Annotated in this window: 13 protein-coding genes; 11 read left to right on the top strand and 2 right to left on the bottom strand. The window is 64.1% G+C overall.

The features are described 5' to 3' along the window. Positions 1–383: 383 nt before the first annotated feature. Both Q5Z11_RS15815 and Q5Z11_RS15810 read right to left on the bottom strand, forming a co-directional pair. Positions 384–1,013 carry a hypothetical protein gene (locus Q5Z11_RS15815; RefSeq protein ID WP_303747274.1) on the bottom strand — a complete coding sequence of 210 codons (630 nt, stop codon included), beginning with the start codon at positions 1,011–1,013 and terminating at the stop codon, positions 384–386. A 75-nt stretch (positions 1,014–1,088) separates the two neighbouring features. After that, the gene (locus Q5Z11_RS15810) at positions 1,089–3,527 is read right to left on the bottom strand and encodes a penicillin-binding protein 1A (protein WP_303747273.1); all 2,439 of its coding nucleotides are present in this window, start codon (positions 3,525–3,527) and stop codon (positions 1,089–1,091) included. Between the two features lie 214 nt (positions 3,528–3,741). On the opposite strand from Q5Z11_RS15810, the gene Q5Z11_RS15805 reads away from it, so the two are divergent. The 11 genes from Q5Z11_RS15805 to Q5Z11_RS15755 all read left to right on the top strand — a co-directional run bounded on the left by Q5Z11_RS15805 (position 3,742) and on the right by Q5Z11_RS15755 (position 15,702). Beyond that, positions 3,742–4,800 carry a pilus assembly protein PilM gene (locus Q5Z11_RS15805; RefSeq protein ID WP_345783893.1) on the top strand — a complete coding sequence of 353 codons (1,059 nt, stop codon included), beginning with the start codon at positions 3,742–3,744 and terminating at the stop codon, positions 4,798–4,800. Then, positions 4,800–5,555, top strand: coding sequence for a PilN domain-containing protein (locus Q5Z11_RS15800; protein WP_303747271.1), 756 nt, complete (start codon positions 4,800–4,802; stop codon positions 5,553–5,555). The genes Q5Z11_RS15805 and Q5Z11_RS15800 overlap by 1 nt, the downstream gene beginning before the upstream one ends. Beyond that, positions 5,552–6,214, top strand: a complete 663-nt coding sequence (gene pilO / locus Q5Z11_RS15795; protein ID WP_303747270.1) for a type IV pilus inner membrane component PilO — start codon at positions 5,552–5,554, stop codon at positions 6,212–6,214. Before Q5Z11_RS15800 ends, pilO begins: the two co-directional genes overlap by 4 nt. A gap of 2 nt (positions 6,215–6,216) precedes the next feature. Next, complete coding sequence (locus Q5Z11_RS15790; protein WP_303747269.1) at positions 6,217–6,747, top strand: pilus assembly protein PilP; 531 nt, start codon at positions 6,217–6,219, stop codon at positions 6,745–6,747. 19 nt (positions 6,748–6,766) lie between these two features. Then, positions 6,767–8,656 carry a type IV pilus secretin PilQ gene (locus tag Q5Z11_RS15785; RefSeq protein WP_303747268.1) on the top strand — a complete coding sequence of 630 codons (1,890 nt, stop codon included), beginning with the start codon at positions 6,767–6,769 and terminating at the stop codon, positions 8,654–8,656. A gap of 101 nt (positions 8,657–8,757) precedes the next feature. Beyond that, entirely contained in the window at positions 8,758–9,777 is a 1,020-nt protein-coding gene (locus Q5Z11_RS15780; protein WP_303747267.1) for an AAA family ATPase, read from the top strand. 67 nt (positions 9,778–9,844) lie between these two features. After that, complete coding sequence (locus Q5Z11_RS15775; protein ID WP_303747266.1) at positions 9,845–10,768, top strand: DUF58 domain-containing protein; 924 nt, start codon at positions 9,845–9,847, stop codon at positions 10,766–10,768. Beyond that, positions 10,768–11,220, top strand: coding sequence for a DUF4381 domain-containing protein (locus Q5Z11_RS15770; RefSeq protein WP_303747265.1), 453 nt, complete (start codon positions 10,768–10,770; stop codon positions 11,218–11,220). Before Q5Z11_RS15775 ends, Q5Z11_RS15770 begins: the two co-directional genes overlap by 1 nt. Beyond that, positions 11,220–12,218: a vWA domain-containing protein gene (locus Q5Z11_RS15765; RefSeq protein WP_303747264.1), complete on the top strand. Its 999-nt coding sequence runs from the start codon at positions 11,220–11,222 to the stop codon at positions 12,216–12,218. Before Q5Z11_RS15770 ends, Q5Z11_RS15765 begins: the two co-directional genes overlap by 1 nt. After that, the gene (locus Q5Z11_RS15760) at positions 12,215–14,026 is read left to right on the top strand and encodes a VWA domain-containing protein (protein ID WP_303747263.1); all 1,812 of its coding nucleotides are present in this window, start codon (positions 12,215–12,217) and stop codon (positions 14,024–14,026) included. The genes Q5Z11_RS15765 and Q5Z11_RS15760 overlap by 4 nt, the downstream gene beginning before the upstream one ends. Beyond that, positions 14,023–15,702, top strand: coding sequence for a BatD family protein (locus tag Q5Z11_RS15755; protein WP_303747262.1), 1,680 nt, complete (start codon positions 14,023–14,025; stop codon positions 15,700–15,702). The genes Q5Z11_RS15760 and Q5Z11_RS15755 overlap by 4 nt, the downstream gene beginning before the upstream one ends. The last annotated feature ends 18 nt before the right edge of the window (positions 15,703–15,720 follow it).

The raw sequence follows: 15,720 nt of genomic DNA, 5'->3' as shown, positions 1-15,720 counted from the left end.
CCGAGCCATGCTCGGCAGGGGCTTTACCGGTAAGGCCTCTGCCGAGCATGGCTCGGCACTACGCTCCCTCCTTTTGCCGCAGGCAAGGGGAGGGTTGGGGAGGGGTAGCTTCTGCGGCTTTTCACGCACTGCCAGCTTCGCGGCTCACGCCGCTCCTGCAAGCGCCGATAGGTGCCCGGTAGTGTCGAGCCATGCTCGGCACTACGCTCCCTCCCTTTGCCGCAGGCAAGGGGAGGGCTGGGGAGGGGTTGGCTCTTCGGCTATTCACGCATTGCCAGCTTCGCGGCTCACGCAGCTCCCACAAGAGCAGGTATGCCCGGTAGTGCCGAGCCATGCTCGGCAGAAGCCTTACCGGGAATGCCTCTGCCGAGCATGGCTCGGCGCTACCTCTGTTCTTGCGCCAGTAGTTGCTTCAGCTGCGCCAGTGTCGCGCGCTGGAGGGGCTTGCCGTCGTCTGCAGAAACCGGCGGCTGCCGCAGCGCATCCTCGGGCAGGACTACCAGCTCGAAGGCGATGCCGTCGGCGGCGAACTCGCAGCCCGGGTAATGCTGCCTGGACGTATGCCCGGCCAGGCGCAGCGGCCAGGTGCGCGCCTCGGCAGGAATGCGCTGCTCGTGCAGAAAGCGCTGCACCGCATCGGGGTCATCGCAATGCAGGTGCAGGATGACCGGGCTGTCGCTGGTGGCAAGGCCGCTCAGCACGGCGCCGGCCAGGCGTGGCTGGAAGGCTTGCAGGAACTGCATGGCCTGCAGCGCGGACTCGCGATGCGCACGCAGCGCGTCGGGGCGCTTGCTGGAAGCGAATAGAAACTGATGCTCGCGTAGTGCCTGCTCGATCTCGCTCAACCTCGGCCACAGCGCTTCGCTGCTGATGCCGAGCTTGCTGGCGGCCTTGCGGCGGGCGTGTTCGAGATCATGGATGCCGCTTTCGGCGATCAGGCGTGCAGCTTCCTGTGCAATCAATTGCCGCTCGCGGGCATTGCGCGAAGGAGATTGCGTAGGCGGTGACGGCATCGGGCTTTCCCTGTTGGTTGCTGGCCCGATTGTAGGCAGGCGGCGGGGCTTTCGCCCGGCCGCCTGCTGGATGGATCAGAAGATGTCGAATGCAGCGTCGTCGGTAGCGTGGTCCTGCTGGCCGAAGTCGAAGTCCTGGACGCGATCCAGATCTTCGGTCTTGACCCATTCCGTGGCGCCGTTGAGGGTCGCCTGGACCATGCCCGAAGGCGGGTCGTTCTTGGCGATCGGCACATCCTTCAGGGCGACGCGCATGTAGTCGATCCAGATCGGCAGTGCTGCCTTGCCGCCGTATTCGCGGTAGCCCAGCGAGCGGAAGTCGTCGCGGCCCACCCAGACAGTAGTGGCCAACGGGCCACCGAAGCCGGAGAACCAGGCGTCGCGGTGGTCATTGGTGGAGCCGGTCTTGCCGCCCACGTCTTCGCGGCCCAACACTTTGGCTGCCGTGCCGGTACCGCGCTGGACCACGTCGCGCATCATCGATACCAGCTGGTAAGCGGTGCGCTCGTCGATGGCGCGCGGTGCGGTGCGGGCGTTCGGGTTGACCGGCTTCGCCGGTTCAACGGCCTCAGGCTTGGGTTCCGCAGGCTTGGCGGCGACCGGAGCGGGTGCTACCTCGGCGCCGAAGTTGAAACCGTCCACCACCTGGCTGACCGGTGCGGCTCCCGCAGTGGAGGTGCCACCGCAGCCACGGCAGGCCATCGCCGGGTTTTCCTTGAAGATCACATTGCCGTCGCGGTCCTTGATCTCATCGACGATCCAGGTGTCCACGCGCGAGCCGCCATTGGCGAATACGGCGTAGCCGCGTGCCACCGACAACGGGGTCAGCGAGGCGGTGCCGAGCGACATCGACAGGTTCGGCGGCAACTCGGCTTCCTGGAAGCCGAACTCGCTGATGTATTTGCGCGCGTAATCCACGCCCATGCTGTCCAGCAGGCGCACCGAGACCAGGTTGCGCGACTGCACCAGGGCTTCGCGCAGACGCATCGGGCCGCGGAAACCGCCGCCATCGTTCTGCGGCTGCCAGGTCTTGCCGCGGCGGTCGCGGAACACCACCGGCGCATCCAGCACGATCGAGGCCGGATTGAAGCCCTTGTCGAACGCGGCCGCGTAGATGAAGGGCTTGAAGCTGGAGCCGGGCTGGCGGCGGGCCTGGGTGGCACGGTTGAACTTGTTGCCAGCAAAGCTGAAGCCACCGACCAGAGCGCGCAATGCGCCGCTCTCGGCATCCACCGAGACCAGTGCGCTCTGTCCGCGCGGAATCTGGTCGATCAGCCACTCGCCTTCCTTCGCACCGGCGCGCACGCGGATCATGTCGCCGCGGGTGACCAGCTTGGCCGGGCTGCGGTTGGTCCAGCGGCTGGAGGCCACCGGCAGCACCAGCTCGCTGCGGTCGGCCAGCACCACGGTGATGCCGCCATCGGCATGGGTGGCCGAAACCACGGCTGGCTGCAGGCCCGATTGGGTCGGGACGCTGGCGATATGCCGGGCCAGTGCGGTGTTGTCGGCATCGGCGGCAACGTCGAAGTGCTGCTCGACGCCGTGCCAGCCATGGCGATGGTCGTACGTGATCAGGCCGTCGCGCACCGCGGTGTTGGCGGCGTCCTGCAGCTGGCCATTGATGGCGGTGGTGACGTGGTAGCCCTTGTTGAGCACGTCGCCGCCGTACTTTGCGATCATTTCCTGACGGACCAGCTCGGCCACGTACGGCGCATAGACCTGCACCGGCGGCTCGTGCGGGCTGGCGTGCATGGCCACCGCCTTGGCGGCGTCAGCCTCGGCCTGGGTGACGTAGCCGAGGTCGGCCATGCGCTGCAGCACATAGTTGTCGCGGCGCTGGCGCGCGCGCTCGGGGTTGCTCAGCGGATTACCGCTGGACGGGAACTTGGGGATGCCGGCCAGCGAGGCCATTTCGTCCAGGTCGAGCTCGGCCAGCTTCTTGCCGTAGTAGTACTCGGCGGCCGCACCGATGCCGTAGGCACGGTTGCCGAAGAAGCTCTTGTTGAGGTACAGCTCGAAGATCTCGTCCTTGCTCAGCTCGCTTTCGATTTTGCGGGCAAGCAGGATTTCGGCGAACTTGCGGGTGTAGCTGACCTCGCTGCTCAGGAAGAATTGCCGCGCAACCTGCTGGGTGATGGTCGATCCGCCGGGTACGCCGTCCTTGGAGCCGCTACGGGCGATCAACCATACGGCGCGGGCGATACCTTTGTAGTCGATGCCGTCGTGCTGGTAGAAACGGGCGTCTTCGGTGGCCAGAAAAGCCTGCTTCAGGCGATCCGGAACGTCCTTCATCTGTACCGGGTAACGGCGGGTCTCGCCGAACACCGCCATCAATTTCCCTTCGTTATCATAGACATACATTGGCTCCTGCAACTCGACATTGCGCAGCGCCTGTACGTCCGGGAGCTTGGACGAGACAACGTAATAGAGTGAACCAATGGCGATGGCGCCGACCAGAGAGAAGGCGACGAAGAGGGCCAGCAGCCAGCGCAGCCAGCGACGAAAACGTGGCATCCAGAAGTCCCGATTGCGGTTTTTGTAGCCGCAGAGTATAGATTACGCAGGGGAGCGGCTGGGGCCGCGTCCTGGGGAGAGCAAATGAGATACAGCTGGGCGGCGTGATGCAGATCGCGTCTCGCATTCCGGATGGTTGCCATTTGCTGAAAAAACGTTATTAATGCGCCGACGCAAGACTTGCGTCCAAGTGCCCGTCGGCAGGGGAGAATCCGTGGGGCTTATCCCAAAGAGTCAGACGCCCATCATTGGCGTCGACATCAGTTCGACTGCGGTGAAGCTATTGCAGCTTTCCCGCAGCGGTAACCGTTTCCGCGTGGAACACTACGCTGTGGAACCTCTTCCGCCGAATGCGGTGGTGGAGAAAAACATTGTCGAAGTCGAAGCAGTCGGCGAAGCGATTCGTCGGGCTGTTGCGCGTTCAGGCAGCAAGGCCAAGGGGGCGGCTGCCGCTGTTGCAGGCTCTGCGGTGATCACCAAGGTGATTCCGATGCCAGCAGATCTGGACGAGAACGACATGGAGGCCCAGGTCGAATTGGAGGCGGTGAACTACATCCCGTACCCAATCGACGAAGTGAACCTCGATTTCGAAGTGCTGGGTCCAGTGCCGAACAATCCGGAGATGGTGCAGGTACTGTTGGCCGCATCGCGTTCCGAGAACGTGGAGCTGCGCCAGTCCGCGCTGGAGCTGGGTGGGCTGACCGCCAAGGTGATGGATGTGGAAGCGTTCGCAATCGAGAACGCCTTTGCATTGGTCGCCAGCGAGCTGGCTGTACCCAGTGATGGCGTGGTGGCGCTGGTCGACATCGGCGCAACCATGACCACGCTCAATGTGTTGCGCGGCGGCCGTAGCCTGTACAGCCGCGAACAGGTGTTCGGTGGCAAGCAGCTCACCGACGAAGTGATGCGCCGCTACGGCCTGAGCTACGAGGAGGCAGGTCTGGCCAAGCGCCAGGGCGGCTTGCCGGAGAGCTACGACGTCGAAGTGCTGGAACCGTTCAAGGAAGCGACAGTGCAGCAGATCAGCCGCCTGTTGCAGTTCTTCTACGCTGGCAGCGAGTTCAACCGCGTCGACCACATCGTCCTGGCCGGCGGCTGTGCGGCCCTGATCGGTCTGCCGACCATGGTGGAAGAACAGTTGGGCGTGGCGACATCGGTGGCCAATCCCTTGGCGCAGATGACGCTGGGGCCGAAAGTCCAGGCTCATGCACTGAACCAGGATGCGCCGGCGCTGATGATCGCGACGGGTCTGGCCATGAGGGGGTTTGACTGATGGCACGGATCAACCTATTGCCGTGGCGCGAGGAGCGCCGCAAACAGCGTCAGCGCGAGTTCTACGGGATGCTCGGCTTTGCCGCGCTCAGTGGCGTGGTGCTGTCTGGCTTGCTGTGGTTCTTCTTCAGCCAGCAGATCAGCGGGCAGAACGAGCGCAACGCCTACCTTGAAGCAGAGATTGCCAAGGTCAAGGAGCAGAACAAGGAAATCGATCGCCTGGACGTGCAGAAGAAGCGTCTGCTTGACCGCAAGAAGGTGATCGAGGAACTGCAGGGCAAGCGTTCGCAGATGGTGCATCTGTTCGATTCGCTGGTACGCACCATCCCCGATGGCGTGGTGTTGACGGCACTCAAGCAGGAAGGCGACACGCTGACCCTGGAAGGCCGCACCCAGTCCAATGCACGCGTCAGTGCCTACATGCGCAACCTTGAAACCTCGGGCTGGATGAGGAATCCGGAACTGACGATCATCGAGGCACGTGCGCAGGATGCGAAAGCTGCTGGCGGCCCCGTGGTCGACATCAAGTCCTTGCCGTATGTGTTCACGTTGAAGGTTCAACTGCCAGCGCCGGGCGACGGCCAGGCCGAAGCCGGTGATGCAGCGGTTGCTGCTGATCCCGCCGCGGCAGCTGCACCAGTTGCTCCTGCTGCTGCGCCGCCGGTAGTGCCAGCCGCGCCTGCCAGTGGGGCTGGGACGCCGAAGGGCGAGACAGCACCGGCAGCGGCACCGGCGCAGAAGGAGGCTCGCTCGTGAGCAAGAAATTCAATACCAAAGACCTGGATTTCAACAATATCGGTGCCTGGCCACGCAACGCGAAGATGGTGTTCTGCGCGTTTCTTTCGCTGCTCATCATCGGCTTGTGTTACCTGCTGGTCATCAGTGGCCAGAGAGGGGAGCTGGAAGAGCTGGTGAACAAAGAGGCGACGCTGCGTCAGAGTTTCGAGGAAGAACAGAAGCGCGCGGTCAACCTGGAGCCCTTGAAGCAGCAGTTGGCGCAGATGGAGCAGGTGTTGCAGCAGATGCTGCGGCAGCTGCCCAGCAAGACCGAGATGCCGGATCTGATCATCGACGTTTCACAGACCGCGTTGTCCAGTGGCCTGAACAATGAATTGTTCAAGCCGGGCGATGAGACATTGAAAGAGTTCTACGCCGAAAAGCCGATTGCGCTGCGTCTGGTAGGCAGCTACCACCAGTTTGGTGCGTTCGTAAGCGGCGTCGCATCGCTGCCGCGCGTGGTCATTCTGACCATGCACGACATCAATCTGCAGCCCAAGGGCGGGCAGGGCGTGATTACGGCGGGTGGTGCACTGGAACTGTCCGGCACGGTCAAGACCTATCGCTACCTGGATGACACCGAGTTGGCGGAGCAGGAAAAAGCCGCTGCCGACGCGCAGAAAAAGGGAGGGAAGTAATCATGCGTAATGTTTCTTCCCTGGCTTTGGGCGTGGTCTGCGTGGTGATGCTGGGCGGTTGTGCCCGCGGCATCACCAGTACGCCTGGTGACGCGCCCAACCTTGAAAAGTGGACCGCCGATACGCGCGCACGTCCAGCCGAACCGCTGCCGCCGTTGCCGGTCATGCAGCAGTTCGAGACGTTCGAATACTCGGCCCAGGGCCTGCGCGATCCGTTCAGCGATGCATGGGTCTCCGACGACGGCAACAGCCAGCTGCGGCCCGATCCGAACCGTCGCAAGGAGCCGCTTGAAGGCTTCCCGCTCGACAGTCTGGACATGGTCGGCACGATTGGCAGCGGCGCTGGTGCGGTAGCGCTGGTGATGGGGCCGGACAAGGTCACCTACCGTGTACGTCCCGGGGTGTACATGGGCCAGAGCGATGGCCGTGTAACTGGCGTGCGCGAAGACGGGATTGAGCTTATTGAACTGGTGCCGGACGGTGCGGGTGGCTGGCTGGAACGCCCAGCCTCGCTCGCACTGGACGATCGTTGATTGATTAGGGGATAGCACGATGACTTTTACCAAAGCCCTGAGCCTGCGTCCCATCCGGCGCCATGCACTGGTCCGCGTCTGCGCCTTGGGAGTGGCGTTGGCAGCGGTGTGCGGCTCTTCTTACGCAGCACAGCCTGTTGCGGGTGTCGGCGGCGCAGCCGCGGCCACCTCGCAGGCGGTGACAGCGGTTTCCGTAACCAAGATCGACTTCAAGCGCGGCGATGATGGTGCCGGGCGGTTGATCATGCAGTTCGACGGACAGGGTGCCAGCCCTGACTTGCGCAACCAGGGCAACAACGTCGTGATCGACGTTGGCAATGCCATGTTGCCGGCCGAACTGCAGCGTCCGCTCAACGTCGTGGACTTTGCCACGCCGGTGCAGCGCATCGACGCCAAGCCCTCGGGGCAGGGTTCGCAGCTGGTGCTCAGCACCAATGGCGCATTCGATTCGCTGGCCTACCAGACCGGCAATGAGTACGTGGTCGAGATCACCCCACGCAAGGCCGATGTGGCTACCGGCGCGGTGACCTCCAAGACGGTGGCGCAGGCAGCTGCCACCGTTGCTGCACGTGGTTATAGCGGTCGCCCGGTGACCTTCAACTTCCAGGACGTGCCGGTGCGCACCGTACTGCAGTTGATCGCCGAGGAGTCCAACCTCAACGTGGTGGCCTCCGACACGGTGCAGGGCAATGTGACCCTGCGTCTGGTCAATGTGCCGTGGGACCAGGCGCTGGACATCGTGCTGCGTGCCAAGGGCCTGGACAAGCGTCGCGACGGTGGTGTGGTCTGGGTTGCACCGCAGCCGGAGCTGGCCAAGTTCGAGCAGGACAAGGAAGACGCCCGAATCGCGATCGAGAACAAATCGGATCTGATCACCGATTACGTGCAGATCAATTACCACAGCGCAAACGCCATCTTCAAGGCAATCACCGAGGCCAAGGGCGTCGGTAACGCGAATAACTCTGGTGGTTCAGGTGGTGGCGGTCAGACCGAGAACGAGAACGGCTTCCTGTCTCCGCGTGGTCGTCTGGTTGCCGATGAGCGCACCAACACCTTGATGATCAGTGATATCCCGAAGAAGGTCGCGCAGATGCGTGAGCTGATCGCGGTTATTGATCGCCCGGTCGACCAGGTGCTTATTGAGGGACGCATCGTCATCGCAAACGACACGTTTGCCCGTGACCTTGGTGCCAAGTTTGGTATCGGCGGCAAGCACGCCTACAACGGTGGTGACAATAACGCCACCATTGGCAGTACCACCAACGGCGCTGGAAGCACTACTCGCGGTCTCAACGTGAATCTGCCCGCTGGCACGTTCACTTCGGGTCCGGCCCCCAGCCTTGCCTATACGCTGCTTGGCACGAATTTCAACCTTGATCTGGAGCTTTCGGCTCTGCAGGAAGAAGCTCGTGGTGAAGTCATTTCCAATCCCCGCATCGTCACCGCCAACCAGCGCGAAGGTGTGATCAAACAGGGTAAGGAAATTGGCTACGTCACCATCACCGGCGGTACTGGTGGTGTTGCTGCCACACCGAACGTGCAGTTCAAGGAAGTGCTGCTGGAACTGAAGGTCACGCCGACCATCACCCAGGACAATCGCGTCTTCCTGAACATGAATGTCAAGAAGGACGAGGTTGACAGCTATCTGCCGGTTGAGAACTTCGGCGTGGTTCCGATCATCAACCGCCGTGAGATCAATACTGCAGTGTTGGTGGACGACGGCCAGACCGTGGTCATTGGTGGCGTCTATGAGTTCAGCGACAAGGAAAGCGTCGCCAAGGTTCCGTTCCTGGGTGACATTCCGTTCCTCGGCAATCTGTTCAAGCAGCGCGGTCGCAGCAAGGACAAGGCGGAGTTGCTGGTGTTCGTGACCCCGAAGATCCTGCGCGTGGCCAAGGCCGCCCAGTAAGCAGTTGTTGTAGTTGAGGAAAAGGGCCGCGCTAGCGGCCCTTTTCCGTTTGCCGGACGGCGTTTGGAACCATTTCATCGCAGATCAGTCAAACTGCGCCTATGAACCTTCCTCCCGTGCTGCCTAATCAAGACGAAGCGCCGGTCCGCGACAGCGGCCTGCATCAGGAATTCACCGCGTTGCGCGACGCCCTGGCCAGCGAGATCGTTGGCCAGTCGTTGCTGGTCGACCGTTTGCTGACCGCGCTGCTTGCCGATGGTCACCTGCTGGTTGAGGGCGCACCGGGCCTGGCCAAGACCACCGCCATCCGGGCCTTGGCCTCGCGCATCGACGCCAGCTTCGCGCGCATCCAGTTCACCCCGGACCTGTTGCCGGCCGACCTTACCGGCACCGATATCTGGCGCTCGCAGGAAGGCCGGTTCGAATTCCAGGCCGGGCCGATCTTCCATCCCATCCTGTTGGCCGATGAAATCAACCGCGCGCCGGCCAAGGTACAGTCGGCCCTGCTCGAAGCGATGGGTGAGCGGCAGGTGACGGTCGGTCGCAATACCTACCCCTTGCCGGACGTGTTCCTGGTGATGGCGACGCAGAACCCGATCGAGCAGGAAGGCACCTTCCCGCTGCCGGAGGCGCAGCTGGACCGTTTCCTGATGCACGTGCGCATCGGCTACCCGGATGCCAGCGCCGAAACCGAAATTCTGCGCCTGGCCCGTGAGCGCGCCTTGCGCGCAATGCGGCCCCAGCAGGTGGCAATCGAGAAGATCTCCCTGCAGAAAATCGAGCAGGCGCGGCGTGAAGTGCTGGAACTGCATATGGCACCGCAGCTGGAGCGCTACCTGGTTGCGCTGGTGCTGGCATCGCGTGATGCCAGTGCCTACGACGCCAAGCTCGCCAAGCGCATTGCCTGGGGTGCAAGCCCGCGTGGTTCGATCGCGCTGGAGCGCTGCGCCCGCGCCCGCGCCTGGCTGGCCAACCGCGATTACGTGACCCCGGACGACGTGCGTGGCGTCGCCGCCGACGTACTGCGCCATCGCGTGCTGCCCAGCTACGAAGCAGCGGCTGAAGGTTGGGACGGTGAGCGTCTGGTCGCTGCCTTGCTTGAATGCGTCCCGCTGCCTTGAGGCCGTGCGCGATGACGTTCGCCGCCGTTGAAATGACGACGTGGTTGCGCCCGCAATCGGATCGACGATGACTGTCCCCGAGCTCAAGCAGGCATTGCCTGCCGAAGACGGTGTCCGTCCGCAGTTGGCCGAACTGATCGCGCTGCGCGGTGCCGCCAATGGCGGCCGCAAGGCCCGACGCGGGCATTACGCGGTAAGCGGGCGCGCTGCGTCGATGCTGCGTGGCCGCGGCATGGAATACGCCGAGTCGCGTGAATATGTGCCGGGCGATGATGCGCGGCATATCGACTGGAAGCTCACTGCACGTACAGACGCCACGCATACCAAGACCTTCCAGACAGAGCGCGAGCGGGTCACCTTGTTGATCGCCGATACCGCACCTGCCTTGTATTTCGGCACGCGGGTACGCTTCAAGTCGGTGCAGGCGGCACGCGCCGGCGCAGTGGCAGCATGGTCGGCATTGCGCGACGGTGATCGCATCGCCGCGCTGCGCGGTTCGGCGCAGCAGGCCTTGGTACCGCCGGCAGGCGGAACACGTGGTGTGCTGCGGGCGCTCGATGCCCTGGTGCGCTGGTATGGCGAGCGCCCGGCCGATGACGGCGGCCTGCAATTGGCATTGGAACAGGCCGCTCGGGTGCTGCACCCGGGTGCGCGTGCGGTGGTATTGGCTGATCCGGTGAGCGCGCAGAGTGTGCCTGCAGCGACCTGGTCGGCGCTGGCGATGCATGTGGAAGTGGAGTTGGTGTTGCTGCTCGATCCCCTGGAAATTTCGCCACCGCAATGCGTGCTGCCGTTGGCGACACGCTCGGGCCGCATACAACTGGACCTGGCCTCGTCCAACGTGCGCGAGGCTTGGCACGACGCATTGATCGGTCCCGTCGAGGCCTTGTGCCGGCAATTGCCGGGCCGCCGCATCCGCGTGAGTACCTTGGTCACCGATGACGCCAGCGATGCCTGGCTGGGTGTCTCGCCGAACCGGAGCGTAGGCTGATGGCCGCACAACTACCGCTGCGTGATGTACATCTGCCGGCGGCACCTGCCTGGTGGCCACTGGCGCCGGGCTGGTGGCTGCTGATTGGCGCGATCGTGCTGATCGCAGTGATCGTGTCCTCGATCTATCTGATCCGTCGACGCCGATTGCAGCGCTGGAAGATGTTGTTCGACCGGCAGGTGCAGGCAGCGCAACAAGGGCCAGCACGATTGGCCGCAGCCTCGGAACTGCTGCGTCGTGCGGCGCGGCGGCTTGATCCGCAGACGGTGCAGTTGCAGGGCGATGCATGGCTGCACTTTCTCGATGGCCCGAAACGCAAGGATTTCAGCCGCGGCGAAGGCCGGCTACTGCTGGATGGTGGTTTCCGCCCGCAGCTCGAAGCTGACCACGTTGATCGTGTCTGCAAGCTGGCCCGTGTGCGTTTCCTGGAATTGATGGCAGGGCAACGTTGATGCAGGACATGCTTGCCAATTGGTTGGACCTGCTGCCGAGCTTCGCCTGGCCGTGGGCATGGCTGGCGCTGCCATTGCCGTTGTTGATGTTGTTGTGGCCGTTGCGCGAACAAAGCGGTGCTGCCTTGCGCGTGCCTTACGACGCGACGCTGCTGCAGGATCACACGCCGTCGCGTGCCGGCGCGGTGCTGCAGACGTTGCTGTTGTGGCTGGCGTGGCTGTGCCTGTGTGCCGCAGTGGCGCGCCCGCAGCAACTGGGTGAACCGATCGAGCCACCACGGCAGGGGCGGCAGATGATGCTGGCGGTGGATCTGTCCGGCAGCATGAGCGAGCCGGACATGCAGCTCGGTGGCCAGGTCGTCGACCGGCTGACCGCTGCCAAAGCCGTGCTGGCGGACTTTCTTGATCGGCGCGAGGGTGACCGCATTGGCCTGCTGGTATTCGGCCAGCGCGCTTACGCCTTGACTCCGCTGACCGCCGATCGCGCCACAGTGCGCGATCAGCTGCGCGACAGCGTGGTCGGGCTGGCCGGCCGTGAGACGGCACTGGGCGATGCGATTGCCTTGTCGGTCAAGCGCCTGCGCGAACAGCCGCAAGGGCAGCGGGTATTGATCGTGCTGACCGACGGCGTGAATACCGCAGGTGTCCTGGAGCCGCTGAAGGCAGCCGAGCTGGCCAAGGCCGAAGGCGTGCGCGTCTACACCATCGCCTTTGGTGGCAGCGGCGGCATGTCCTTGTTTGGGGTAAAGCTGCCGGGTGCCGATGACCAGGTCGATGAAGCCACCTTGACCAAGGTCGCCGACGAAACCGGCGGGCGTTTCTTCCGCGCCCGCGATACCGATGAACTGGTCAATATCTATGCCGAGCTGGATCGACTGGAACCGGTGAAGGATGCAGGCCCTGCGGTGCGACCGCGTATTGAACGCTATCCATTGCCGTTGGCGGTGTCGCTGCTGTTGGGGATGCTGGGACTGGCTTGGCGGGGGCTGCGGCAATGATCAATTGGCAGGATCTGCACTTTCTGCGCCCGGAGTGGTTGTGGGCCTTGTTGCTGGTGCCGGCCGCGCTGGCGGGCAGTTGGTGGCGGCGCCGGCGCAGTGCGCGTTGGCACGATGCGGTGGACCCGCATTTGTTGGCGCAGCTGTTGAGCGATGGTGGAAAGCGCGGTTGGTGGGGCAGCGTTGTACTGGCACTTGGCCTGGTGCTGGCAGTGCTCGCCCTGGCCGGGCCGAGCTGGCGTCAGCTGGAACAACCGCTGTGGGAATCGAAGACGCCGTTGGTGATCGTGATGGACTTGTCCAGCAGCATCCGCGCCACCGATCTACCGCCGTCGCGTCTGCTGCAGGCACGGGCCAAGCTGGCCGCCTTGCTGCGTGAGCGCAAGGGCGGCGAAGTAGCGTTGATCGCTTTCGCCTATGAGCCATTCACCGTGGCACCGCTGACCGATGACGCGGCCAACGTGGCGCTGTTCCTGGATGCCTTGGCGCCGGAAGTGATGCCGGCCGATGGCCAGCGCCCGGACAAGGCATTGCTCTGGGCTGGTGACCTGTTGAAACAGTCCGGCGCGCGCAACGGCGAGATCCTGCTGTTGAGCGATCACGCTGACGCTGCGGCGGTTGCGGAGGCAGGCAAGCTGCGCGTCGCCGGATACCGGGTCTCGGCGATCGGTCTTGGCAGCCTGCAGGGTGCGTCTTACCGCGATCCGCGTGGGGCGATTGAACAGGCACATCTGGATGAAGCCTCGTTGCGCGCGTTGGCTGCGGCCGGCGGAGGTGGCTACCAGCGTATTGCCACCACCTCGGCGGACCTGCAGGCCTTGGGCGTGTTGGAGCCGCAGGCTGGCGCACAGGACCGCGAGCAGCAGGCCAGTGCCGGCAAGCAGTGGCAGGACGAAGGCTATTGGTTGTTGCCGCCGCTGTTGTTGCTTGCGTTGTTCGCGTTCCGGCGCCCGAGGCGGGTGCTGCCGATCCTGGCGCTTTGCCTGTTGTTGCCAGTGCTGCAGCCAGCCCATGCAGCAGAGCAGGGCGGCTGGTGGCAGCGCGCCGACCAGCGCCAGCACCAGCGTCTGGGCGAAGGTGTGGAGGCCTACCGGGCCGGTGATTTCGCCACCGCGCAGAAAAAGTTCGAAGGCATCGACAGCGATCAGGGCTGGTACAACCTTGGTAATGCGCTTGCCCGCCAGGGCAAGTACGACGAAGCCATCGCTGCCTACGATCGCGCATTGAAGGCGCAGCCAGGCATGCAGGACGCGGTTGCCAACCGTGCCGCGGTGGATGCCGCGCGCAAGCGCAAATCGCAGCAGGGCCAGCAAGGCAATCAGCAGAATCCGTCCAAGCCGCAGCAGGGCAAGGACCAGCCCGGGCAGCAGAGTCCGCCACAGAACGGGCAGCAGAATCCTTCGCAGCAGAACCAACAAGGTCAGCAGCAGGGGCAGCAGGGTCAGCCGCAGCAGGGTCAGCAATCGAACCCGTCGCAACAAGGCCGGCAATCCCCTGAGCGCAATCCGCAGGCGGATGGCAAGTCGCCATCTGACAGGGATCAGCAGCCGCCACAGGGCGAAGATGCCGGCAGGCAGCAGCAGGCCGATCAAGCCCAGAGTCAGCGCATGGCTGAGGCCATGCGCCAGCAACAGGCGCGGGAGGGTGAGCAGCAGAACGCGGCTGCGTTGGCCGCGATGACACCTGCGCAACGCGAGCAGCAGCAGGCCGTGGAGGCCTGGATGCAACGCGTGCCGGATGAGCCGGGTGATTTGTTGAAAGCGAAATTCCAGCTCGAGTACGAGCGACGGATGCGGGAAAAACGATGAAAAAGAATCACACGGGCAGCGCCATGCAGCTGTGGCTGTTGCTTGCTCTGCTGGCCTTCACTGGCCTGTTGCAGGCACAGACCAGGGCCTGGTTGGACCGCGACAGCATCAAGCAGAACGAGTCGGTCACGCTGACCATCGAAACCGACCAGTCGGGCAGCCCGGACTATGCACCGCTGGAAGCCAACTTCGTGCTGGGTGCACAGAACAGCAGCCGCCAGCTGCAGATGGGCGGTGGCGCCTCGCGCAACTACGCCCAGTACGCGGTGGCGCTTACGCCGCGCCGCACCGGCATGCTCGACATCCCGGCGCTGCGCGTGGGTGGCGGCAGCACCACGCCCTTGTTGGTGAAGGTGGACGAGGCACCGGTCGCAAGCAGCGACGGCAACGCCTTGGCCTTCATCGAGACCGAGGTGGATGACAAACAGCCCTACGTGCAGCAGAGCGTAGGCGTGGTGGTTCGGCTGTACTTCGCCACCCAGCTGGCGTCTGGCGAACTGGTGCTGGATACCCCGGCTGCCGCGTCGCTGCAGCGCATCGGCGATGACCGTACCTCCGTGCGCGAAGTCGGCGGACGCCGCTACAACGTGGTCGAGCGTCGCTTCCTGTTGATTCCCGAGCGCAGCGGTCCCTTGCAGATTGCTGGTGCCCGTTTCAGCGGGCAGGGTGCGGGTGGCTTCTTCGATGACTTCTTCGGCCGCGACAATGGCCAGCTCAGTGCCCGTGGCCCCGACCAGACCTTGCAGGTGCGCGCGACACCGGCCGATGCGCCGCAGCCGTGGTTGCCGCTGAAGAGCCTGCAATTGCGCTATACCGCCGCGCCCAACAGCGGACGTACCGGTGAAGCCATTGCCATTGAAGTAGAGGCGATTGCCAACGGTGCCACCAAGGCCCAGTTCCCGGAATTGCCGGTCCCCTCGCTGGGTGACAGCGCGCAGGTGTTCGCCGAACCCCCGCAATACGATGAGACTTTCGAGGGCTCCAGCCCGCAGCTGAAGCTGACCCGCCGTTACTCGATCGTGCCGCAGCAGGCCGGCGCGCTGAGCGTGCCGGGCATACAGATGCAGTGGTGGGACGTGGCCACCGGACAGGTGCGTACCACCTCGCTGCCGGCGCTGGCGCTGCAGGTTGCGCAGGGCAGCAACACCGCCATGGTCGCGCCGCCGCTGGTGCAACCGGCAGCGGTTGGGGCTTCGGCATTGCCCACGGGCAATGCCCTGGCCGCCTCGCAGGAGGTGACGAACAACTGGCTATGGCCTGCGCTGGCTGCGGGTTTCGCCTTGTTGTGGCTGGCTACGCTGATCTGGGGCCTGTCGCGCCGGCGTAGCGTTATTTTGGGTCATGCCTCGCTTGGCTCGCCGGCCGCTGACGCGACTGCGCGCTTCGGCATCGCCGATCTGCGTCGCGCGCTGGACGCTGGGAGCCTGGACGAGGTGGCACAGATCCTTGCCGCAATGGGCGGGGTGGACGGGTTGGATGCGGTGGTCGCGAAATTGGACGACCCAGCCCAGCGCGATGCCCTGCAACGCATGCAGCGTGCGCGCTGGGGCGGCGAGGGCGATGTGGGCGCAGCCCGTGCCCAGCTACGCGAGGTATTCAAGGCCGGTCCGCGTTGGCGGCACGCCGCAGTGGTGGAAAAACCCTTGTTGGACCCTCTCTATCCAGGACAAAGCTGAAAAGGGCGGTTGTACATC

It is taken from the genome of Stenotrophomonas sp. 610A2 (assembly GCF_030549615.1).
In the GTDB taxonomy this organism is placed as follows: domain Bacteria; phylum Pseudomonadota; class Gammaproteobacteria; order Xanthomonadales; family Xanthomonadaceae; genus Stenotrophomonas; species Stenotrophomonas pigmentata.
Note: the sequence above shows the minus strand (reverse complement) of the source record. Positions and strands in the feature narration are given on the sequence as shown.